The sequence below is a fragment of the Microbacterium sp. MTN4-26 genome (assembly GCF_042846595.1).
Lineage (GTDB): Bacteria > Actinomycetota > Actinomycetes > Actinomycetales > Microbacteriaceae > Microbacterium > Microbacterium luteum.
Map to the genome: position 1 here is coordinate 211,883 of NZ_BTGO01000001.1, position 17,076 is coordinate 228,958.

Here is a 17,076-nt window from a genome sequence, read left to right on the forward strand (position 1 = left end):
GATAATGACGGCAGACAACCGAACACGTCCGCCACGCTCCGTGGTGCCAGGTCGTAGGGGAAGACGCACCTGACAACGAAACGGAGACATCATGGCGACATCGCGTTCTCGCGGAGTGGTGTACGTCCACTCCGCACCTCGCGCGCTCTGCCCCCACCTCGAGTGGGCGGTGGGTCGCGCCATCGGCCGAGCAGTGAATTTCGAGTGGTCCGAGCAGCCCGTCCAGCCCGGCACGCGTCGTGCCGAGTTCTACTGGGACGGTCCCGCCGGTACGGGTGCGGCGCTTGCCAGCGCCATCCGCGGCTGGGAGCACCTTCGCTTCGAGGTCACCGAGGATCCCTCGCCCGGGCACGACGGCGGCCGGTGGCTGCACACGCCGGGGCTCGGCATCCATTTCGCGCAGACCGACGCCGTCGGCAACATCGTCATCGGCGAGGATCGCCTCCGCTACGCGATGGAGGTCGCCGCCGGCGATGCGCGGGAACTCCAGCGCGAACTCGACGTCGCGCTGGGAGCCGCGTGGGACGAGGAGCTGGAACCCTTCCGGCACGCCGGTGACGAGGCGCCCGTCGTGTGGCTGCACAAGGTGGGGTGAGGCCCGGCACAGACTCAGGAACGGCGAGGCGCCACTACCGAAGCTCGGAGGAGGACACCCGGGACGCGAGAAAGCGAATCGCCGCCTGTACCCCAGATGCGACCCCAGTGCATCTGCTCACGACGAAGCCCCCGCACCCAGGCGGGGGCTTCGTCACGTGAGGTCAGGCCGAGGCCAGCGCCACGACGGCGTTGTGGCCGCCGAAGCCGAACGAGTTGCTGATCGCCAGCTGGTCGCCGCGGCCGAGCTCAACCTGTGAGCCCGAGATGTTGAAGGGGACGGCCTCGTCCTGTGTCGTGATGTTGATCGTCGGGGGCGCGAGCCGGTCCTGAAGCGCCTTCACGGTGAACATCGCCTCCAGCGCGCCGGTTCCGCCGAGAAGGTGTCCGGTCGAGGCCTTCGTCGCCGACACGGGGATCTCCTCGATGCGGGGGCCGAACACCGATTTCAGGGCCGTGTACTCGTTCGGGTCTCCGACCGGCGTCGAGGTGGCATGCGCGTTGATGTGCGTGACGTCGTCGGGCGAGGCGTCGGCGGAGGCGAGTGCCATCTCCACGGCGCGCTGTGCGCCGTGGCCCTCGGGATCGTTGGCGGTGATGTGGTACGAGTCGGCCGTGACGGCGCCGCCGACGACGTAGGCGTAGATCGTGGCGCCTCGGGCGCGGGCGTGTTCTTCCGACTCCAGGATCAGCACCGCGGCACCCTCGCCCATCACGAAGCCGTCGCGGTCGACGCTGCAGGGGCGCGAGGCGGTGGCGGGGTCGTCGTTGCGCCGCGACAGCGCCTGCATCGACGCGAACGACGCGATCGTGATCGGGTGGATCGCCGACTCGGTACCGCCGGCGATCACGACATCGGCCAGGCCCGTGCGGATGTGCTCGGCCGCGTTCACGATCGACTCGGTGCTCGACGCGCACGCGCTGGCGACCGTGCGGGCGAAGGCGCGAGCGCCGAAGTGCAGGGACAGGTTACCTGCGGCGGCGTTGGGCATGAGCATGGGAACGGTCATGGGCATCACCCGACGGGGGCCCTTCTCCCGCAGGGTGTCCCACGCGTCGAGCAGGGTCCACACGCCGCCGATGCCGGTGGCGAAATCGACGCCGAGGCGCTCGGGCTCGACCTCGGGCGCGCCGGCGTCCGCCCAGGCCTCCATCGCCGCCACCATCGCGAACTGCGATGCCGGGTCCAGCCGCCTCGCCATGGGACGCTCCAGCACCGTCTCCGGTCGCACGGCGGCCTGCGCGGCGAACGTGACGGGCAGCTGGTTCTCCTCCACCCAGTCGTACTCGAGCGTGCGTGTGCCGGACGCGCCGGCCAGCAGTGCGGACCAGCTCTCGGGGGCGGTGCCGCCGATCGGCGACGACGCGCCGATTCCGGTGACGACGATGCGTGACGCGGTCATGGGGAAGGAACTCCTCGTGAAAGAACGCTGGTGGGGGCCGGCGCCCCCACCAGAAGGGTTACGCCTGGTTGGACGTGATGTAGGTGACGGCGTCGCCGACCGTCTTGAGGTTCTTGACCTCGTCGTCGGGAATGGTCACGCCGAACTTCTCCTCGGCGTTGACGACGATGGTCATCATCGAGATCGAGTCGATGTCCAGGTCGTCGGTGAACGACTTCTCCATCGCGACCTCGTCCGCCGAGATGCCGGTCTCGTCGGTGATCAGTTCGGCGAGTCCGGCGAGGACCTCGTCATTGGTGAGTGCCATGGTGTTCTCCTTGTCTGTCGGGGATGCTGGCGCCGCGCGCGGGCCGTTGATCAGTCTAGGGCGGTGGTCGGGCCGCTCACGGCAGCACCACCACCTGCGCGCCGAAGACCAGTCCGGCGCCGAATCCGATCTGCAGGGCGAGCCCGCCGCTGAGTTCGGGATGCTCTTCGAGCAGCCGGTGTGTGGCGAGGGGGATGGACGCCGCGGAGGTGTTCCCCGTCGTGGCGATGTCGCGTCCGACGGCGACGGTGTCGGGGAGGCCGAGCTGCTTGGCGAATTCGTCGATGATGCGCATGTTCGCCTGATGGGGGACGAACGCGGCGAGATCCGACGCCTCGACGCCGGCCTCCTCGAGAGCCTGGCGCGCGACTTTGACCATCTCCCACACCGCCCAGCGGAAGACGGTCGGACCTTCTTGACGCAGGGTGGGCCAGGGGGCGTTTCCGTCGCGGAAGTCCGTGAGCGTGTGGTTCATCCCGACGGCGTCCGCCTTGGATCCGTCCGAGCCCCATACCGTCGGTCCGATGCCGGGCGTGTCACTCGGGCCCACGACGACCGCGCCGGCCCCGTCGCCCAGGAGGAAGGAGATGCTGCGGTCGGTGGGATCGACGATGTCGCTGAGCTTCTCCGTGCCGATGACGAGCGCGTACTCGGCCGCACCGGAGCGGATGAGGGCGTCAGCCTGCGCCACCCCGTATGCGAAGCCGGCGCATGCCGCGTTGAGATCGTATGCGGCGGCGGGGTTCGATCCGACGCGATCGGCGACGATGGCCGACACGGAGGGCGTCTGCTTCGGATTGCTGATCGTCGCCACGATGACGGCGCCGATCCGATCGGCGGGAACACCCGAGCGCGCGATCGCCTCTTCCGCGGCCGATGCGGCGAGATCGATGGCTGTCGTGCCGGGGGTCGCACGCATGCGCGTGATGATGCCGGTGCGCTGTCGGATCCATTCGTCGCTGGAGTCGATGGGTCCGACGAGGTCGTCGTTGGGCACGGCGTTCTCGCCGCGGGCGGCGCCATACGAGTAGATGCGGGTGTGCGCGGCGCCCCGGGACTGCCGGAGGGTGGGGGTCATGAGTGAGGGCTCCGCTCAGGAGGTGGATGGGCTGAGGAGTTCGGCGGCGGCGAGCAGATCCGCCGGGGTCTTCACGGCGACCGCCGGCGTGCCGCGCAGTGCGCGCTTGGCAAGCCCGGTGAGGGTGCCGGCCGGTGCCAGTTCGACGAGACCGCTCACGCCGGCATCGGCGAACGCGGACATGCACAGGTCCCAGCGCACCGGGGAGGCCACCTGCTCGACGAGGAGGTCCAGGAAGAAGGCACCCTCGGTCACGCTCGATCCGTCGCGGTTCGTCCACAGCCGCACGTGCGGATCGTGCGTGGCGACCTCCGCGGCGGCGAGCCGCAGTTCGTCGACGGCGGGGGTCATCGCCTCGGCGTGGAATGCACCCGCGACCTGCAGGGCGACCACGCGGGTGCCGCGCACGGGCTCGGCCGCGAGGGCATCGAGGGCGGAGAGGGAGCCGGCGGCGACGAGCTGCCCGCCGCCGTTGTGATTGGCGGCGGTGAGGCCGAGTTCCGCCAAGCGGTCGAGCACGGCGACGGTGTCACCGCCGAGGACGGCGCTCATGCCGGTCGGCGACGATGCAGCTGCAGCCGCCATGGCGCGTCCGCGCAGACCGACGAGGCGCATCGCATCCTCCTCGGTGAGCACACCCGCGGCGGCGGCTGCCGTGAATTCACCCACCGAGTGGCCGGCGACACCGGCGACGTGGTCGTCTCCGAGGGCATTCCACGACAGCAGCCCAGCGGCGACGATCAGCGGCTGCGCGACGGCGGTGTCGCGGATCCGGTCGGCGTCCCACTCCGTGCCGGCGGCGACGAGGTCGACGCCGGACCACTCCGAATAGGCCGCGAGCCGCTCGCGGGCGCCGTCGAGTTCGAGCCAGGGGGTCAGGAAGCCCGGGGACTGCGAACCTTGACCGGGGAAGATCGCGATGAGCACCATCCCATCCTGCCAAGGATCAGCCGATGCGATGTGTGGCATGCCGCACAAGTGTCCCGGCATCGTTTGTCGCATCGCCACAGCACGATCTCGGTCGAGGTGCTTGCGGACCGAGGTCACGACAGGCGACGCGGGGCGCTCCGACGTCGTGTCGCGTCGGTTCCGATGGAGCCGAGGACGAGCGAGGTCTGCAGGATGAGGGCCTCCCGTGGTCCGGTCGCATCCCAGCCGATCACCTCGGAGACCCGTTTGAGCCGATAGCGCACCGTGTTGGGGTGCACGAACAGCTCGCGCGCGGTCGCCTCGAGGGACCGCCCGTTGTCGAGATAGCTCCACAGCGTCGTGACGAGATCGGTGCTGTGTGCCTGAAGCGGGCGATAGATCCGCTCGACGAGGGTCTGCTTTGCCAGGGGATCACCGGCCAGCGCTCGCTCGGGCAGGAGATCGTCGGCCTCGACGGGACGCGGAGCATGTCGCCACGCGCGTGCGACCGCGAACCCCGCCAGCGCCGCCCGGGCGCTCTGGCTGGCGTCCACGAGTGCCGGAACGACCGGGCCCAGCACAAGGTGACCCGCCCCGAAACCGGGCTCGAGACGTTTGGCGATCTCGACGAAGGGGAGGGCGCCGGATCCTTCGTCGGTGCGCACCGGATCCTCGGCGCGCCCGATCACGAGAACGAGCCGCGATCCCTGTACGCCGATCAGCACGTCCACGCCGAGCTTGCGTGCGGTGCGGCGCAGCTGATCGACGTCGAACTGCGCCGGGGTCGTGCCCACGAGCACGGCCACCTCGCCGTGGCCGTGCCACCCGAGGGCGGCGATCCGGCTGGGGAGCTCCTCGTCGGCCTCACCCGTGAGGATCGAGTCGACGACGAGGGCCTCCAGGCGCGCATCCCACAGCCCGCGGGCCTCCGCGGCGCGGGCGTAGACATCCGCGGCGGCGAAGGCGACCTCTCGCGAGTAGAGCAGGATGCCTTCCCGAAGGTCCTCGCCCTTGCCGGCCACGCGCTCCTCGGTGACCTCGACCGTGGCCCGGATCAGCTGCAGCGTCTGCTGCAGGCTCACGCTCCGGAGGAGTTCGCGAGGCGCGGCCGCGAAGATGTCGGACGCAATCCACGGCGTCGAGCCGGGATCGTCGTACCACTGGATGAACGAGGTGATGCCCGCCTGGGCGACCAGGCCCACCGCCGACCGACGCGCCGGCGGCATGTCGGCGTACCACGGCAGCGACTCCTCGAGGCGCTTGATCGTGGCGGTGGCCAGGTCACCCGAGATGCGACGCAGCCAGGCGAGCGTCTCGTCCTTGTCCATCTCCGCGGAGCGGGGCGGCATGTGTCCGGTCAGCTCTCGCCGCCCGCGTTGCCACTGGTGCCGGCGGTGACATCGTGGAGGCGGTACTTCTCGATCGCCTGCGCGGACAGCGACCGGTCGACCGCGCCTTCCGCCGCGAGCGCCTGCAGCGCCCGGACGACGATGGAAGGTCCGTCGATCTTGAAGAAGCGGCGCGCGGCGGGCCGCGTGTCGGAGAAGCCGAAGCCGTCCGCGCCGAGTGTGACGAACTGCTGCGGAACCCAGGGTCGGATCTGGTCCTGCACGGCGTGCATGAAGTCGCTGACCGCGACGACCGGTCCCTCGCCGTCCCGCAGCTTCTCGGTGACGTGGGCCGTCCGTGCTTCTTCGTCGGGGTGGAGGAAGTTGTGCTCGTCGGCGGCGAGTCCGTCGCGACGCAGCTCCGTCCAGGACGTCACCGACCAGACGTCGGCCTGCACTCCCCAGTCGTCACGCAGCAGCTGCTGCGCCTCGAGGGCCCACGGGACCCCGACGCCCGATGCGAGGAGCTGCGTACGCGGTCCCTCGCCCTCGGCGGCGGAGATGCGGTGCATGCCGCGCACGATGCCATCGACGTCGACGCCCTCCGGCTCGGCCGGCTGCACGAGCGGCTCGTTGTACACCGTCAGGTAGTACATGACGTTCGGGTCGGGGTGGTTGCCGCCGTACATGCGCTCGATGCCGGCGCGCACGATGTGGGCGATCTCGTACCCGTAGGCCGGGTCGTACGACACGGTGGCGGGGTTGGAGGAGGCGAGCAGGTGCGAATGACCGTCCGCGTGCTGCAGACCTTCCCCGGTCAGGGTCGTGCGGCCGGCGGTCGCGCCGATGATGAACCCGCGCGCCATCTGGTCGCCCGCCGCCCACTGCGCGTCGCCGGTGCGCTGGAAGCCGAACATCGAGTAGAAGATGTACACCGGGATGAGCGGTTCGCCGTGCGTCGAATACGCCGTGCCGACACCGGTGAACGCGGCCATCGCGCCGGCTTCGTTGATGCCGACGTGCATGATCTGGCCCTGCGGGCTCTCCTTGTAGGCCAGGAGCAGCTCGCGGTCCACGGACGTGTAGTGCTGGCCGTTCGGGTTGTAGATCTTCGCCGTCGGGAAGAAGGCGTCCATGCCGAACGTCCGTGCTTCGTCGGGGATGATCGGCACGATGCGGTGTCCGAAGTCCTTGGCGCGCAGCAGATCCTTCAGCAGGCGAACGAAGGCCATGGTCGTCGCGACCTCCTGCGTGCCCGACCCCTTCTTCGGCAGTGCGTAGGCCTTGTCGTCGGGAAGCTGGAGACCCACGTGATGGGTGCGTCGCTCGGGAAGGAAGCCACCGAGCGCGCGTCGACGCTCCAGCATGTACTGGATGGTCTCGTCCTGCTCCCCGGGGTGGAAGTACGGCGGCAGGTAGGGGTTCTCCTCGAGCTGCGCATCCGAGATCGGGATGTGCATCGCGTCGCGGAAGTGCTTGAGGTCCTCCAGCGTCATCTTCTTCATCTGGTGCGTCGCGTTGCGCCCCTCGAAGTGTGGGCCGAGGCCATAGCCCTTGATCGTCTTGGCGAGGATGACCGTCGGCTGGCCCTTGTGCTCGCGCGCCGCCTTGAAGGCCGCATAGACCTTGCGGTAGTCGTGCCCGCCGCGCTTGAGGTTCCAGATCTGCTCGTCGGAGTAGTCCTTCACCAGGGCGGCGGTGCGCTCGTCGCGCCCGAAGAAGTGCTCGCGCACGAAGGCGCCGTCTTCGGTCTTGTACGTCTGGTAGTCGCCGTCCGGAGTGACGTTCATGAGGTTGCGCAGGGCGCCGTCGTCGTCGCGCCCCAGGAGCTCATCCCACTCGCGACCCCAGATCACCTTGATGACGTTCCAGCCCGCCCCGCGGAAGAAGCTCTCCAGTTCCTGGATGATCTTGCCGTTTCCACGGACGGGGCCGTCCAGGCGCTGCAGGTTGCAGTTGACCACGAAGGTCAGGTTGTCCAGCCCCTCGTTCGCCGCGACCTGGAGCTGCCCGCGGCTCTCGACCTCATCCATCTCGCCGTCGCCGAGGAAGGCCCAGACCTGCGAGTCGGCGACATCCTTGATGCCGCGGTTCGCGAGGTACTTGTTCGTCATCGCCTGGTAGACGGCGTTGATGGGCCCGAGGCCCATCGAGACGGTGGGGAACTGCCAGAACTCCGGCATGAGACGCGGATGGGGGTAGGAGGGGAGCCCGTGCGGCGCGGCGGACTTCTCCTGACGGAATCCGTCGAGCTGGTCCTCGCTCAGCCGCCCCTCGAGGTAGGCGCGGGCGTAGGTGCCGGGGGAGGCGTGTCCCTGGATGAAGATCTGGTCACCGCCCGACGGATCGTCCAAGCCGCGGAAGAAGTGATTGAAGCCGACCTCGTAGAGGGCGGCGGACGAGGCGTATGTGGAGATGTGGCCGCCCACCGCGATGCCGGGGCGCTGCGCACGGTGCACCGTGATGGCGGCGTTCCAGCGGATCCACGCGCGGTACCGGCGCTCGAGCTCCTCGTCGCCGGGGAACTCCGGCTCCGCGTCGGGCGCGATCGTGTTGATGTAGTCGGTCGTCGGGACCATCGGCACGCCGAGGTGAAGCTCCTTCGACTCCTTCAGGAGGCTCAGCATGATCTCGCGTCCGCGTTCGTGGCCGCGAGCGTCGACGAGCTGCTGCAGCGACTCGCGCCACTCCGCGGTCTCGTCGGGATCGCTGTCGAGAGGGCCCTGGGAGTACGGATCCTGGTCGTGGACAGTCACGGGAGACCTTTCGTCTGATGGCAGATCGTGCCAAGCAATCGGGGGGCGCGATGCCGCGTTTGTCTGCGATGCACAAACACGCCGCCGCTCAGCCTACCGTCCTGCCGGGACGGTGACTCCGATGCGCCGGTCGTGGTGGTTCTCCACCCTAGACTGGACGACCTGGGGCCTTTAGCTCAGCTGGTAGAGCGCCACGTTTACACCGTGGATGTCGTCGGTTCGATCCCGGCAGGGCCCACCACCGGGCGCCGCTTCGGGCGGGTGACCTATGTTGGTCGGGTGAAGGCTTCTCCCCGCGATCAGCGCGCGCTCCTCGACCTGGCCGAGCTCGACTCCCGCATCCGGCGAGCCGAAGCGGCACGTGCAAGCCCGCCGCACGCCGCTCGGGTGAAGGAGCTGCTGGCGGAGCGTCAGGCGCGCACTCAGGAGCTGGCCGCCCTTCTCGGCACGCGAGATGACCTGCAGGCCGAGATCGGCCGCATCGAAGCCGACGTCGCCGTCGTCGACGCGCGGCGCGTGCGCGACACCGAGCGTCTGGCCGCGACCTCGAACGTGAAGGAAGCGCAGGGGCTGGAGAGCGAGCTCGCCTCCCTCGCCCGCCGCAAGAGCGACCTGGAGGACGCCGAACTCGCCGTGATGGAGCAGCTCGAGGACGCTCAGGCCGCCGTGACGGCCGCAGAGGGGATGATCGCGCGGACCAATGCGGAGGGCGCGGAGCTGAGCGCCGCCGGGAAGGCCGCCGTGGAAGCGGCGACCGCCGACGCCGCCACCGCCACCCGCGATCGGGCTGCGGTGGCGGCCGGGATCGCCGATGATCTCGTGGCGCAGTACGACCGGCTCGCGATCCGTAACGCCGGAGCGGGACTGCTGACCCGCAACACCTGCGGCGGCTGTCATATGGTTCTCTCGGGCACCGACCTGGCGGAGGTGCGACGCGCCGCGGACGACGACGTCGTGCTGTGCCCCGAGTGCGGATGCATCCTGGTGCGCACGGAGGAGTCGGGCCTGTGAGCGCTTCGATCGTCCAGCAGAGGAGCCCTCGCGGGAAGATCCGGCGTCCCGACGAGGCCACGGGCCACGGTGAGAGCCGCCGACACGGCCTCGGCTGACCCCGGCCCGCTCGCCCCCATCACCTGGGCGGTCGTCGGCGATCACGACCAGCGTGTGGTGGTCGTGGATCTCGACGCGGATGCGGGTGAACGACGCCGGGTGTCGCTGGCTCCAGGTGAGTTCGCGGACCACGTCGTCCAGCGCGAGCTCGCCTCGGCCCCGCGGTGGGTGTGGGACGACACGGCTCGGCGATACCCGCCGCTGCTGGCCGCGGGGGTGCGTGTCGCCCGGTCGCACGATCTGCGGCTCAGCCACCGGATCCTCGCGTGCAGCGCGGACATCGCCGCGCCCGGTGCCCTGCGTGCCGCAGCGGAATGGGAGGGCGGACCGTCGCCCGCGGTGGCTGTCGCCGCGGCGACGCTGTTCGATCTCGCTGCTCCGACGGATACGACCGGTGACATCGCTGCGACCCTCGCCGAATTCCGCCGGCAGCGCGGGGCGCTGTCGACCGCGCGCGCTGGTTCCGGGCTCCACCTGCTCGCCGCCGCGGAGTCGGCGGGCGCTCTGCTTGCGGCCGAGATGCATGCAGCCGGGCTCCCTTGGGACCAGGCGCGCCATGACGCCGTGCTCGAGGCCGAACTCGGCGCTCGTCCGCCCTCGGGTGCGCGACCCTCGCAGCTGGAGCTGCTCGCTCAGCGTCTGCGCGAGCAGCTCGACGATCCGACCCTCAACCCCGACTCCGCGGTCAGGCTCCTCCGCGCGCTGCATCGGAGGGGGATCGCGGTCGAGTCGACGAGCCGATGGGAGCTCGAGCGCGTCGAGCACGAGGTGGTTCCGACGCTCCTGGAGTACAAGCGCCTCGCGCGGCTCTGGTCGGCGAACGGCTGGGCGTGGTCGGACGAATGGGTCTCGGCGGGTCGCTTCCGTCCCGTGTACATTCCGGCGGGAGTCGTGACCGGGCGCTGGGCCTCCGCCGGCGGGGGAGCGCTGCAGATTCCGCGCGGACTCCGCTCCGCTGTCCGCGCCGATCCGGGGTGGTGTCTGGTCGTGGCCGACGTCGCGCAGCTCGAGCCGCGCGTCCTGTGCGGCATGTCGAGGGATGCGGCCCTCGCGGAGGCGTCGCGCGGTCGTGACCTCTACGAGGGCATCGTCGCCGACGGCGCGGTCGCCACCCGGTACGACGCGAAGCTCGCCATGCTCGGGGCGATGTACGGGGCGACGACGGGCGAGAGCGGACGGCTCATGCCGAGGTTGCGACATACGTACCCGCGCGCGATGGCGATGGTCGATGCGGCCGCACGTCGTGGCGAGGACGGCGCGCCCGTCTCGACGTCATGGGGACGGACCACGCCCGATGCCGGCGCGACGTGGCGGGCGACGCAGGCACGCGCGAGCGAGGCGGACGCGTCGACCGCGGACATCCTGCGCGCCAAGCGCGCCTCTCGCGACCGCGGGCGCTTCACTCGGAACTTCATCGTGCAGGGAACGGCCGCGGAGTGGGCGCTGGCGTGGTTGGCCGACCTTCGCACACGGTTGACCGCGTTCCCCGAGGCCGCGACCGCCGCTGCCGCATCCGGACCGGTGTTCGCCCGTCGACCGCACATCGCGTTCTTCCTGCATGACGAGGTGATCGTGCACTGTCCACGGGAGCACGCGGAGGAGGTCGCTGAGGCGGTCCGCGACGCGGCTGCCGCAGCCGGCCGGTTGCTGTTCGGCGACTTTCCGGTCGATTTCCCGCTCGATGTGCGCATCGCCGAGTCCGCGCAGAAGGACTGACGGCGATAGGATCGCTGCAGCGAATGGGTCGGCCGGACGGTCGCGTTGCGCGCGTCGCACCGAGGAACGTCCGGGCTCCACAGGGCAGGGCGGTGGGTAACACCCACCCGGAGCGATCCGCGAGACAGTGCCACAGAGAGCAGACCGCCGGGCGTGCCCGGTAAGGGTGAAAGGGCGGTGTAAGAGACCACCGGGGTCGTGGTGACACGACCCGCACGGCAAACCTCGCCCGGAGCAAGGCCAGACAGGGGATGATGACGCGGCCCGCCGAGTCCCCGGGTAGGCCGCTGGAGCGTCACGGCAACGTGACGCCGAGAGAGATGACCGTCGATGGGGCGCGAGCCCCGGAACAGAACCCGGCGTACAGGCCGGCCCATTCGCCTCAGTTCACCGCGAGCGACGCCGCACCGATGATGCCGGCGTTGTTGCGGTGCACAGCGGGAACGATCGGAGTCCTGATGTCCAGCAGCGGCAGGAACTGCTCGGAGTGCTTGGAGACGCCGCCGCCGACGACGAAGAGATCGGGGCTGAAGAGGAACTCGATGTGGCTGTAGTACCACTGCAGCCGCGCCGCCCACTTCTTCCAGGACAGCTCGTCCCGTTCCATCGCCGAGTACGCCGCATAGGCCTCGGCGTCCTTACCGTGCTTCGCGCGGTGCACGTGTCCGAGCTCGCTGTTGGGGATCAGCACGCCGTCGTAGATCATCGCCGACCCGATCCCGGTTCCGAGCGTGGTGAGGATGGTGAGTCCGTCGATGCCCTTCGCCGCTCCGTAGCGCACCTCGGCGATCCCGGCGACGTCGGCATCGTTGGCGAAGTGGATGTCGCGCCCGAGCCCCTTCTCGAAGAACGCCTCGGCTTCGAACCCGATCCATTCCTCCGACACGTTCGCGGCCGACAGTGTGCGACCGGACTTCACGATGGCGGGGAAGGCGACACCGAGGGGGAGGGCCTCGTCCGAGACGCCGAGCTCGTCGAGGACGACGGTGACCGCGTCGAGCACGTCTTGGGGCTTGGCCCCCTTCGGGGTGGACACCTTCACCCGATCGCTGAGGAGTTCGCCGCGCTCGAGATCGACGATGCCGCCCTTGATGCCTGTGCCGCCGATGTCGACGCCTATCGCCCGGGTGCTGTTCGCTGCCATGTCTTCACCCTATCCAGGCGCGGACACCGCTTCAGTAGGATCAAGACAGAGGTGTCACCGAGGCGCTCGCGAACCGGAGGAGGCGGCCATGTCCGGCGGCGAAGAGAAGTTCTGGTACAACCTGACGACCGGGCAGGTCGAGCGGGGCCACGTCTCGCCGGCGGTCGACCGCGCCGGCCCGTTCGACACGGCCGAGGATGCCGCGCGGGCGCCGGAGCTGCTGAAGGAGCGCTCGCGCGCCTGGGCCGAGGACGAAGCCCGCGACGACGCCTGGGGCGCGACCGGAACCGGCGCCGACGACAAGTAGTCTGGCAGTCAGCCAACCGACGTCCAGCGGAGGGAAAGTCATGGACAAGCAGCGCGATTTCGTCCTGCGCACGATCGAGGAGCGAGGCGTCAAGTTCGTCCGGCTCTGGTTCACCGACGTGATCGGCACGCTCAAGTCGGTGGCGATCGCCCCCGCGGAGGTCGAGGGGGCCTTCAACGAGGGTCTCGGCTTCGACGGCTCCGCGATCGAGGGGCTCACGCGCACCTACGAATCGGATCTGCTGGCGCACCCCGACCCCACGACGTTCCAGACGCTTCCGTGGCGAGGCGAGATCGACCCGACCGGTCGGATGTTCTGCGACATCACCACCCCCGACGGTCAGCCCGCGGTGGCCGACCCGCGGTACGTACTCAAGCGGTCTCTGGCGAAGGCAGCCGATGCGGGCTTCACCTTCTACACGCATCCGGAGATCGAGTTCTACCTGCTGAAGTCGTCGCGCTACGGGACGGAAGGCCCGGAACCGGTCGATTCGGCCGGCTACTTCGACAACGTGCCGGGCGGCACGGCGCACGATTTTCGTCGTCGTTCCGTGCGCATGCTGGAGGACCTCGGGATCTCCGTGGAGTTCAGCCACCACGAGGGCGGACCGGGTCAGAACGAGATCGACCTGCGGTACGCCGATGCCCTCACGACCGCCGACAACATCATGACGTTCCGCACGGTGATCAAGGAGGTCGCCATCGAGCAGGGCGTCTACGCGACGTTCATGCCGAAGCCGCTCGGCGGCAAGCCGGGAAGCGGGATGCACACCCACATGTCGCTCTTCGAGGGCGACACGAACGCGTTCTACGAAGAGGGCGGTCAGTATCAGCTCTCCAAGGTCGGGCGGCAGTTCATCGCGGGGCTGCTGCGCCACGCCAACGAGATCTCGGCGGTCACGAACCAGTTCGTCAACTCCTACAAGCGTCTGTGGGGCGGCGACGAGGCCCCGAGCTTCATCTGCTGGGGGCACAACAACCGCTCCGCCCTCGTGCGCGTACCGATGTACAAGCCGAACAAGGGTCAGTCCTCACGCGTGGAGTATCGCGGCATCGACTCGGCGGCCAATCCGTACCTGGCGTACGCCCTGATGCTCTCGGCGGGCCTCAAGGGCATCGAGGAGGGGTACGAGTTGCCTGCCGAGGCCGAGGACAATGTGTGGTCGCTGACGGACTCCGAGCGTCGCGCGCTCGGCTATGCGCCGTTGCCGACGAGTCTCGACCACGCCCTGGAATACATGGAGGAGTCCGAGCTGGTGGCCGAGACCCTCGGCGAGCAGGTCTTCAACTACGTGCTGCTGAACAAGCGCCGCGAGTGGCAGGAGTACCGCTCGCAGGTCACGCCGTACGAGTTGAAGAGCAACCTCGAGATGCTCTGACGCCGGCGCCATGGCCCGCGATCGCTCCACGACCCTGACCGGTCTCGCGCGCGTCGGCTTCAGCCGCCTGACGGAGGCCGATGCGGACCTCTCCGAACTCGAGCAGCTCATCGACGTGCCCTGGGAGGAGCTCCGCGACGCCGCGTCGGACGCGGCCGATCCCGATGTCGCCGTCTCGGCGATCCTCTTCATCGCGCGACGAGATCCCGCCGCCGTGCGGGCGCTTCGTGCGAGCGAGAACGGGTGGCGTGCCCTGTGGGCGCTCCTGGGTGCGTCGTCCGGATTCGGGGATTTCTTCCTCCGCCATCCAGAGGAGCTCGCCGAGCTGGCGCATGCCGGCACGAGCCTGCCGACCGACATCGAGATGCGGAGGGAGCTGCTCGCCGCGGTCGGAGAAGAGGACGGCTTCGCTCGCGACGGCAGTGAGAGCTGCTGGGTTGCACTGCGGGTGCGGTATCGGCGCATGCTCGCCAAGATCGCCGCTTTCGACCTGCTGAGTCCCTCGCCCGTCGACCAGGTCCCGTTCGTCGCCGGCCGGCTGGCGGACGCAGCGGCGGCCGCACTCGAGGCGTCGCTGTGTGTCGCTCGCACACGGGTGTCGTCGACGGGGCCGGCTTTCCCGCGCGAGCATGTGGCGGCGACCCAGCTCGCGGTCATCGGCATGGGCAAAACGGGGGCGCGCGAGCTGAATTACGTCAGCGACGTCGACGTCATCTTCGTCGGCGGCGCAGCGGACGGGCTCCGCGAGGAGGTGGGGGAGAGCCGGGTGATCGACATCGCGACCCGGCTGGCGGTTCAGACCATGCGCGGCGTGTCCGAGATGGAGGTCGAGCCTCCTCTGTGGGAGGTCGACGCGAACCTCCGCCCCGAGGGGAAGCAGGGAGCGCTGGTGCGCACCCTGGAGTCGCACCTGTCGTACTATGACCGGTGGGCGGCGAGCTGGGAGTTCCAGGCGCTGCTGAAAGCGCGCGCGATCGCGGGCGACGAGGCGCTCGGCGATGCGTACGTTAACGCGGTCGGGCCGAAGGTGTGGACGAGCGCCGCGCGCGAGAACTTCGTCGACGGCGTGCAGCGCATGCGTGAACGTGTGACCGACCACATCCCGAACGACGAAGTCGCCCGCCAGATCAAACTCGGCCCCGGCGGGATCCGGGACATCGAGTTCACCGTGCAGCTGCTGCAGCTGGTCCATGGACTCTCCGACCACGGGATCCGGCAGCGGAGCACCCTCGCGGCCCTCGACGCCCTCGTCGCGGAGGGGTACATCGGCCGCGCCGAAGCCGCCGCCTTCTCGCGTGACTACCGGATGCTCCGGCTGCTCGAGCATCGCGTGCAGCTGCGCCACCTGCGCCGCACCCACCTGATGCCCGAAGACGCCGAGGGACTGCGTTCCCTGGCTCGGGCGACCGGACTCGGGGACACCGGCGATTCCGTCCTGCGGATCTGGGAATCGGTCAAGCGCGAGGTTCGCGACATCCACGTGCGGCTGTTCTACCGTCCGCTGCTGTCGGCGGTGGCCGCTCTCCCCGAAGAGGAGCGCTCCCTCTCGCCGGAGCAGGCGAAGGATCGGCTGGCGGCCATCGGATTCCACGACCCCGGTGGCGCGCTGCGTCACATCGGGGCGCTCACGACGGGACTCAGTCGCAAGTCGCAGATCCAGCGGCACCTCATGCCGGTCATGCTCCGCTGGTTCGCCGACGGCGTCGACCCCGACTACGGGCTGATCGCCTTCCGTCGTCTCAGCGAGAGGCTGGGGGACTCGCCCTGGTTCCTGCGCATGCTGCGCGACTCCGCGGGAGCTGCCGAAGACCTCACGCGTGTGCTCTCGGGCTCCCGCTATGTCGGTGAACTGATGGAATGGATCCCCGAGTCGGCGGCGTGGCTCGATGACGGCGGGGCTCTCCGTCCGCGGTCCGGGGTCGCTCTCCAGGAGGAAGCGCGCGCGATACAGACCCGTCACGACAACGTCGAAGACGCGATGCACTCCGTCCGGGCGCTCCGCCGCCGCGAGATGCTGCGGACCGCCATGGGAGGAATCCTCGGCGTGCTCACGATCGAGGAGATCGCGGACACCCTCACCACGATCAGCGAAGTGAGCATCCAGGCCACCCTGCGCGCGGTGCGCCGGGAGGTCGTTCCACCGGAAGACGACGCGCTCGATTTCTCGATCATCGCGATGGGTCGCTTCGGGGGGCGGGAGCTCGGCTTCGGATCCGACGCGGACGTCATGTACGTCTACCGACCGAACGGGCTCGACCCTCAGCGAGCGCATCAGCTCGCGCAGGCGCTCGTCCAGGGACTTCGGCGGCATTCCGAGGACCATCGTCTCCCGCTCGACCTCGACGCGGACCTGCGCCCGGAGGGGCGCAACGGCCCGCTCGTGCGATCCCTGGAATCGTATGCCGAGTACTATCGTCGATGGTCGCTGTCGTGGGAGGCGCAGGCGCTGCTGCGGGCACGGGGGATCGCGGGAAGTGTCAAGCTCATCCGCGCCTTCACCGAACTTGCCGACGAGGTGCGCTATCCCGCGCACGCGGACCAGCAGGGGCTTCGTGAGATCAAGCGGATCAAGGCGCGGGTCGAGAGTGAGCGGCTGCCCCAGGGGGTGGACCCGGCTCGTCACCTCAAGCTCGGCCCGGGCGGCCTGAGCGACGTGGAATGGCTGGTGCAGCTCCTGCAGCTGCAGCACGCGCACGCGGTACCGGCCATGCGCACCACCTCGACGCTCGACGCCCTGCACGCCGCACGCGAGGCGGGCCTCGTGTCGGCGGTCGCGACCGAGCGTCTGGCGGCGTCCTGGCGTCTGGCGAGCCGGCTGAGGTCCGCCAACACGCTGCTCTCGGGACAGACCAGCGACGTGCTGCCGACGGACAGATCCAAGCTCGACGGCATCGGGCGTCTGCTCGAGATGCCGCCCCACAGCGCCAGTCTTGTCGAGGAGGAGTGGGTGCGCACCGCCCGACGCGCCCGTCGCACGTTCGACACGCTCTTCTACGGTTGAGCGTCGCTCGCGACGCGGCTCGGCACGACGACGGCCCCCGGGATG

Annotated in this window: 13 protein-coding genes, 1 tRNA gene and 1 other RNA gene; 8 read left to right on the forward strand and 7 right to left on the reverse strand. The window is 69.6% G+C overall.

What is annotated here, in order from left to right:
- Positions 1 to 91: 91 nt before the first annotated feature.
- Positions 92 to 595 (forward strand): DUF3145 domain-containing protein, encoded by a 504-nt coding sequence (locus tag ACGG9C_RS01100; RefSeq protein WP_071043422.1) that lies wholly within the window; start codon positions 92 to 94, stop codon positions 593 to 595.
- 163 nt (positions 596 to 758) lie between these two features.
- Here ACGG9C_RS01100 and ACGG9C_RS01105 read toward each other — a convergent pair whose 3' ends face one another.
- The 6 genes from ACGG9C_RS01105 to aceE all read right to left on the reverse strand — a co-directional run bounded on the left by ACGG9C_RS01105 (position 759) and on the right by aceE (position 8,375).
- Complete coding sequence (locus tag ACGG9C_RS01105) at positions 759 to 1,997, reverse strand: beta-ketoacyl synthase (protein WP_071043423.1); 1,239 nt, start codon at positions 1,995 to 1,997, stop codon at positions 759 to 761.
- 58 nt (positions 1,998 to 2,055) lie between these two features.
- Positions 2,056 to 2,304 carry an acyl carrier protein gene (locus tag ACGG9C_RS01110; protein WP_071043424.1) on the reverse strand — a complete coding sequence of 83 codons (249 nt, stop codon included), beginning with the start codon at positions 2,302 to 2,304 and terminating at the stop codon, positions 2,056 to 2,058.
- Positions 2,305 to 2,380: 76 nt separating this feature from the next.
- Positions 2,381 to 3,382, reverse strand: a complete 1,002-nt coding sequence (locus tag ACGG9C_RS01115) for a beta-ketoacyl-ACP synthase III (RefSeq protein WP_194385306.1) — start codon at positions 3,380 to 3,382, stop codon at positions 2,381 to 2,383.
- Positions 3,383 to 3,397: 15 nt separating this feature from the next.
- Positions 3,398 to 4,309, reverse strand: coding sequence for an ACP S-malonyltransferase (locus ACGG9C_RS01120; RefSeq protein ID WP_194385498.1), 912 nt, complete (start codon positions 4,307 to 4,309; stop codon positions 3,398 to 3,400).
- Between the two features lie 116 nt (positions 4,310 to 4,425).
- Positions 4,426 to 5,640 carry a CdaR family transcriptional regulator gene (locus ACGG9C_RS01125; protein WP_071043426.1) on the reverse strand — a complete coding sequence of 405 codons (1,215 nt, stop codon included), beginning with the start codon at positions 5,638 to 5,640 and terminating at the stop codon, positions 4,426 to 4,428.
- An 8-nt stretch (positions 5,641 to 5,648) separates the two neighbouring features.
- Positions 5,649 to 8,375, reverse strand: a complete 2,727-nt coding sequence (gene aceE, locus ACGG9C_RS01130) for a pyruvate dehydrogenase (acetyl-transferring), homodimeric type (protein WP_194385308.1) — start codon at positions 8,373 to 8,375, stop codon at positions 5,649 to 5,651.
- 165 nt (positions 8,376 to 8,540) lie between these two features.
- Here aceE and ACGG9C_RS01135 point away from each other — a divergent pair.
- From ACGG9C_RS01135 to rnpB, 4 genes are all read left to right on the forward strand, one after another.
- A tRNA-Val gene (locus tag ACGG9C_RS01135) sits at positions 8,541 to 8,616 on the forward strand.
- Positions 8,617 to 8,654: 38 nt separating this feature from the next.
- On the forward strand, positions 8,655 to 9,386 hold the full coding sequence (locus tag ACGG9C_RS01140) for a zinc ribbon domain-containing protein (protein WP_194383108.1): 732 nt from the start codon (positions 8,655 to 8,657) through the stop codon (positions 9,384 to 9,386).
- Positions 9,387 to 9,455: 69 nt separating this feature from the next.
- A complete protein-coding gene (locus ACGG9C_RS01145; protein ID WP_390178116.1) occupies positions 9,456 to 11,201 on the forward strand; it encodes a bifunctional 3'-5' exonuclease/DNA polymerase in 1,746 nt (581 codons plus the stop codon).
- A gap of 24 nt (positions 11,202 to 11,225) precedes the next feature.
- An RNA gene (gene rnpB, locus ACGG9C_RS01150) (RNase P RNA component class A) lies at positions 11,226 to 11,581 on the forward strand.
- A gap of 2 nt (positions 11,582 to 11,583) precedes the next feature.
- Here rnpB and ppgK read toward each other — a convergent pair.
- Positions 11,584 to 12,345: a polyphosphate--glucose phosphotransferase gene (gene ppgK, locus ACGG9C_RS01155; protein ID WP_194383109.1), complete on the reverse strand. Its 762-nt coding sequence runs from the start codon at positions 12,343 to 12,345 to the stop codon at positions 11,584 to 11,586.
- An 88-nt stretch (positions 12,346 to 12,433) separates the two neighbouring features.
- Here ppgK and ACGG9C_RS01160 point away from each other — a divergent pair, with 88 nt between their 5' ends.
- The 3 genes from ACGG9C_RS01160 to ACGG9C_RS01170 are packed head-to-tail and all read left to right on the forward strand — an operon-like array spanning position 12,434 to position 17,031.
- The gene (locus ACGG9C_RS01160) at positions 12,434 to 12,652 is read left to right on the forward strand and encodes a hypothetical protein (RefSeq protein ID WP_071043431.1); all 219 of its coding nucleotides are present in this window, start codon (positions 12,434 to 12,436) and stop codon (positions 12,650 to 12,652) included.
- A gap of 40 nt (positions 12,653 to 12,692) precedes the next feature.
- On the forward strand, positions 12,693 to 14,030 hold the full coding sequence (gene glnA, locus ACGG9C_RS01165) for a type I glutamate--ammonia ligase (RefSeq protein WP_194383110.1): 1,338 nt from the start codon (positions 12,693 to 12,695) through the stop codon (positions 14,028 to 14,030).
- A gap of 10 nt (positions 14,031 to 14,040) precedes the next feature.
- Complete coding sequence (locus ACGG9C_RS01170) at positions 14,041 to 17,031, forward strand: bifunctional [glutamine synthetase] adenylyltransferase/[glutamine synthetase]-adenylyl-L-tyrosine phosphorylase (RefSeq protein WP_194383111.1); 2,991 nt, start codon at positions 14,041 to 14,043, stop codon at positions 17,029 to 17,031.
- Positions 17,032 to 17,076 lie beyond the last annotated feature (45 nt).

Excerpts from the sequence above, each read along its gene's own strand:
- ACGG9C_RS01100 (WP_071043422.1), top strand. The coding sequence starts at position 92 with ATGGCGACATCGCGTTCTCGCGGAGTGGTGTACGTCCACTCCGCACCT.
- ACGG9C_RS01105 (WP_071043423.1), bottom strand. The coding sequence starts at position 1,997 with ATGACCGCGTCACGCATCGTCGTCACCGGAATCGGCGCGTCGTCGCCG.
- ACGG9C_RS01110 (WP_071043424.1), bottom strand. The coding sequence starts at position 2,304 with ATGGCACTCACCAATGACGAGGTCCTCGCCGGACTCGCCGAACTGATC.
- ACGG9C_RS01115 (WP_194385306.1), bottom strand. The coding sequence starts at position 3,382 with ATGACCCCCACCCTCCGGCAGTCCCGGGGCGCCGCGCACACCCGCATC.
- ACGG9C_RS01125 (WP_071043426.1), bottom strand. The coding sequence starts at position 5,640 with ATGCCGCCCCGCTCCGCGGAGATGGACAAGGACGAGACGCTCGCCTGG.
- ppgK (WP_194383109.1), bottom strand. The coding sequence starts at position 12,345 with ATGGCAGCGAACAGCACCCGGGCGATAGGCGTCGACATCGGCGGCACA.
- ACGG9C_RS01160 (WP_071043431.1), top strand. The coding sequence starts at position 12,434 with ATGTCCGGCGGCGAAGAGAAGTTCTGGTACAACCTGACGACCGGGCAG.
- glnA (WP_194383110.1), top strand. The coding sequence starts at position 12,693 with ATGGACAAGCAGCGCGATTTCGTCCTGCGCACGATCGAGGAGCGAGGC.
- ACGG9C_RS01170 (WP_194383111.1), top strand. The coding sequence starts at position 14,041 with ATGGCCCGCGATCGCTCCACGACCCTGACCGGTCTCGCGCGCGTCGGC.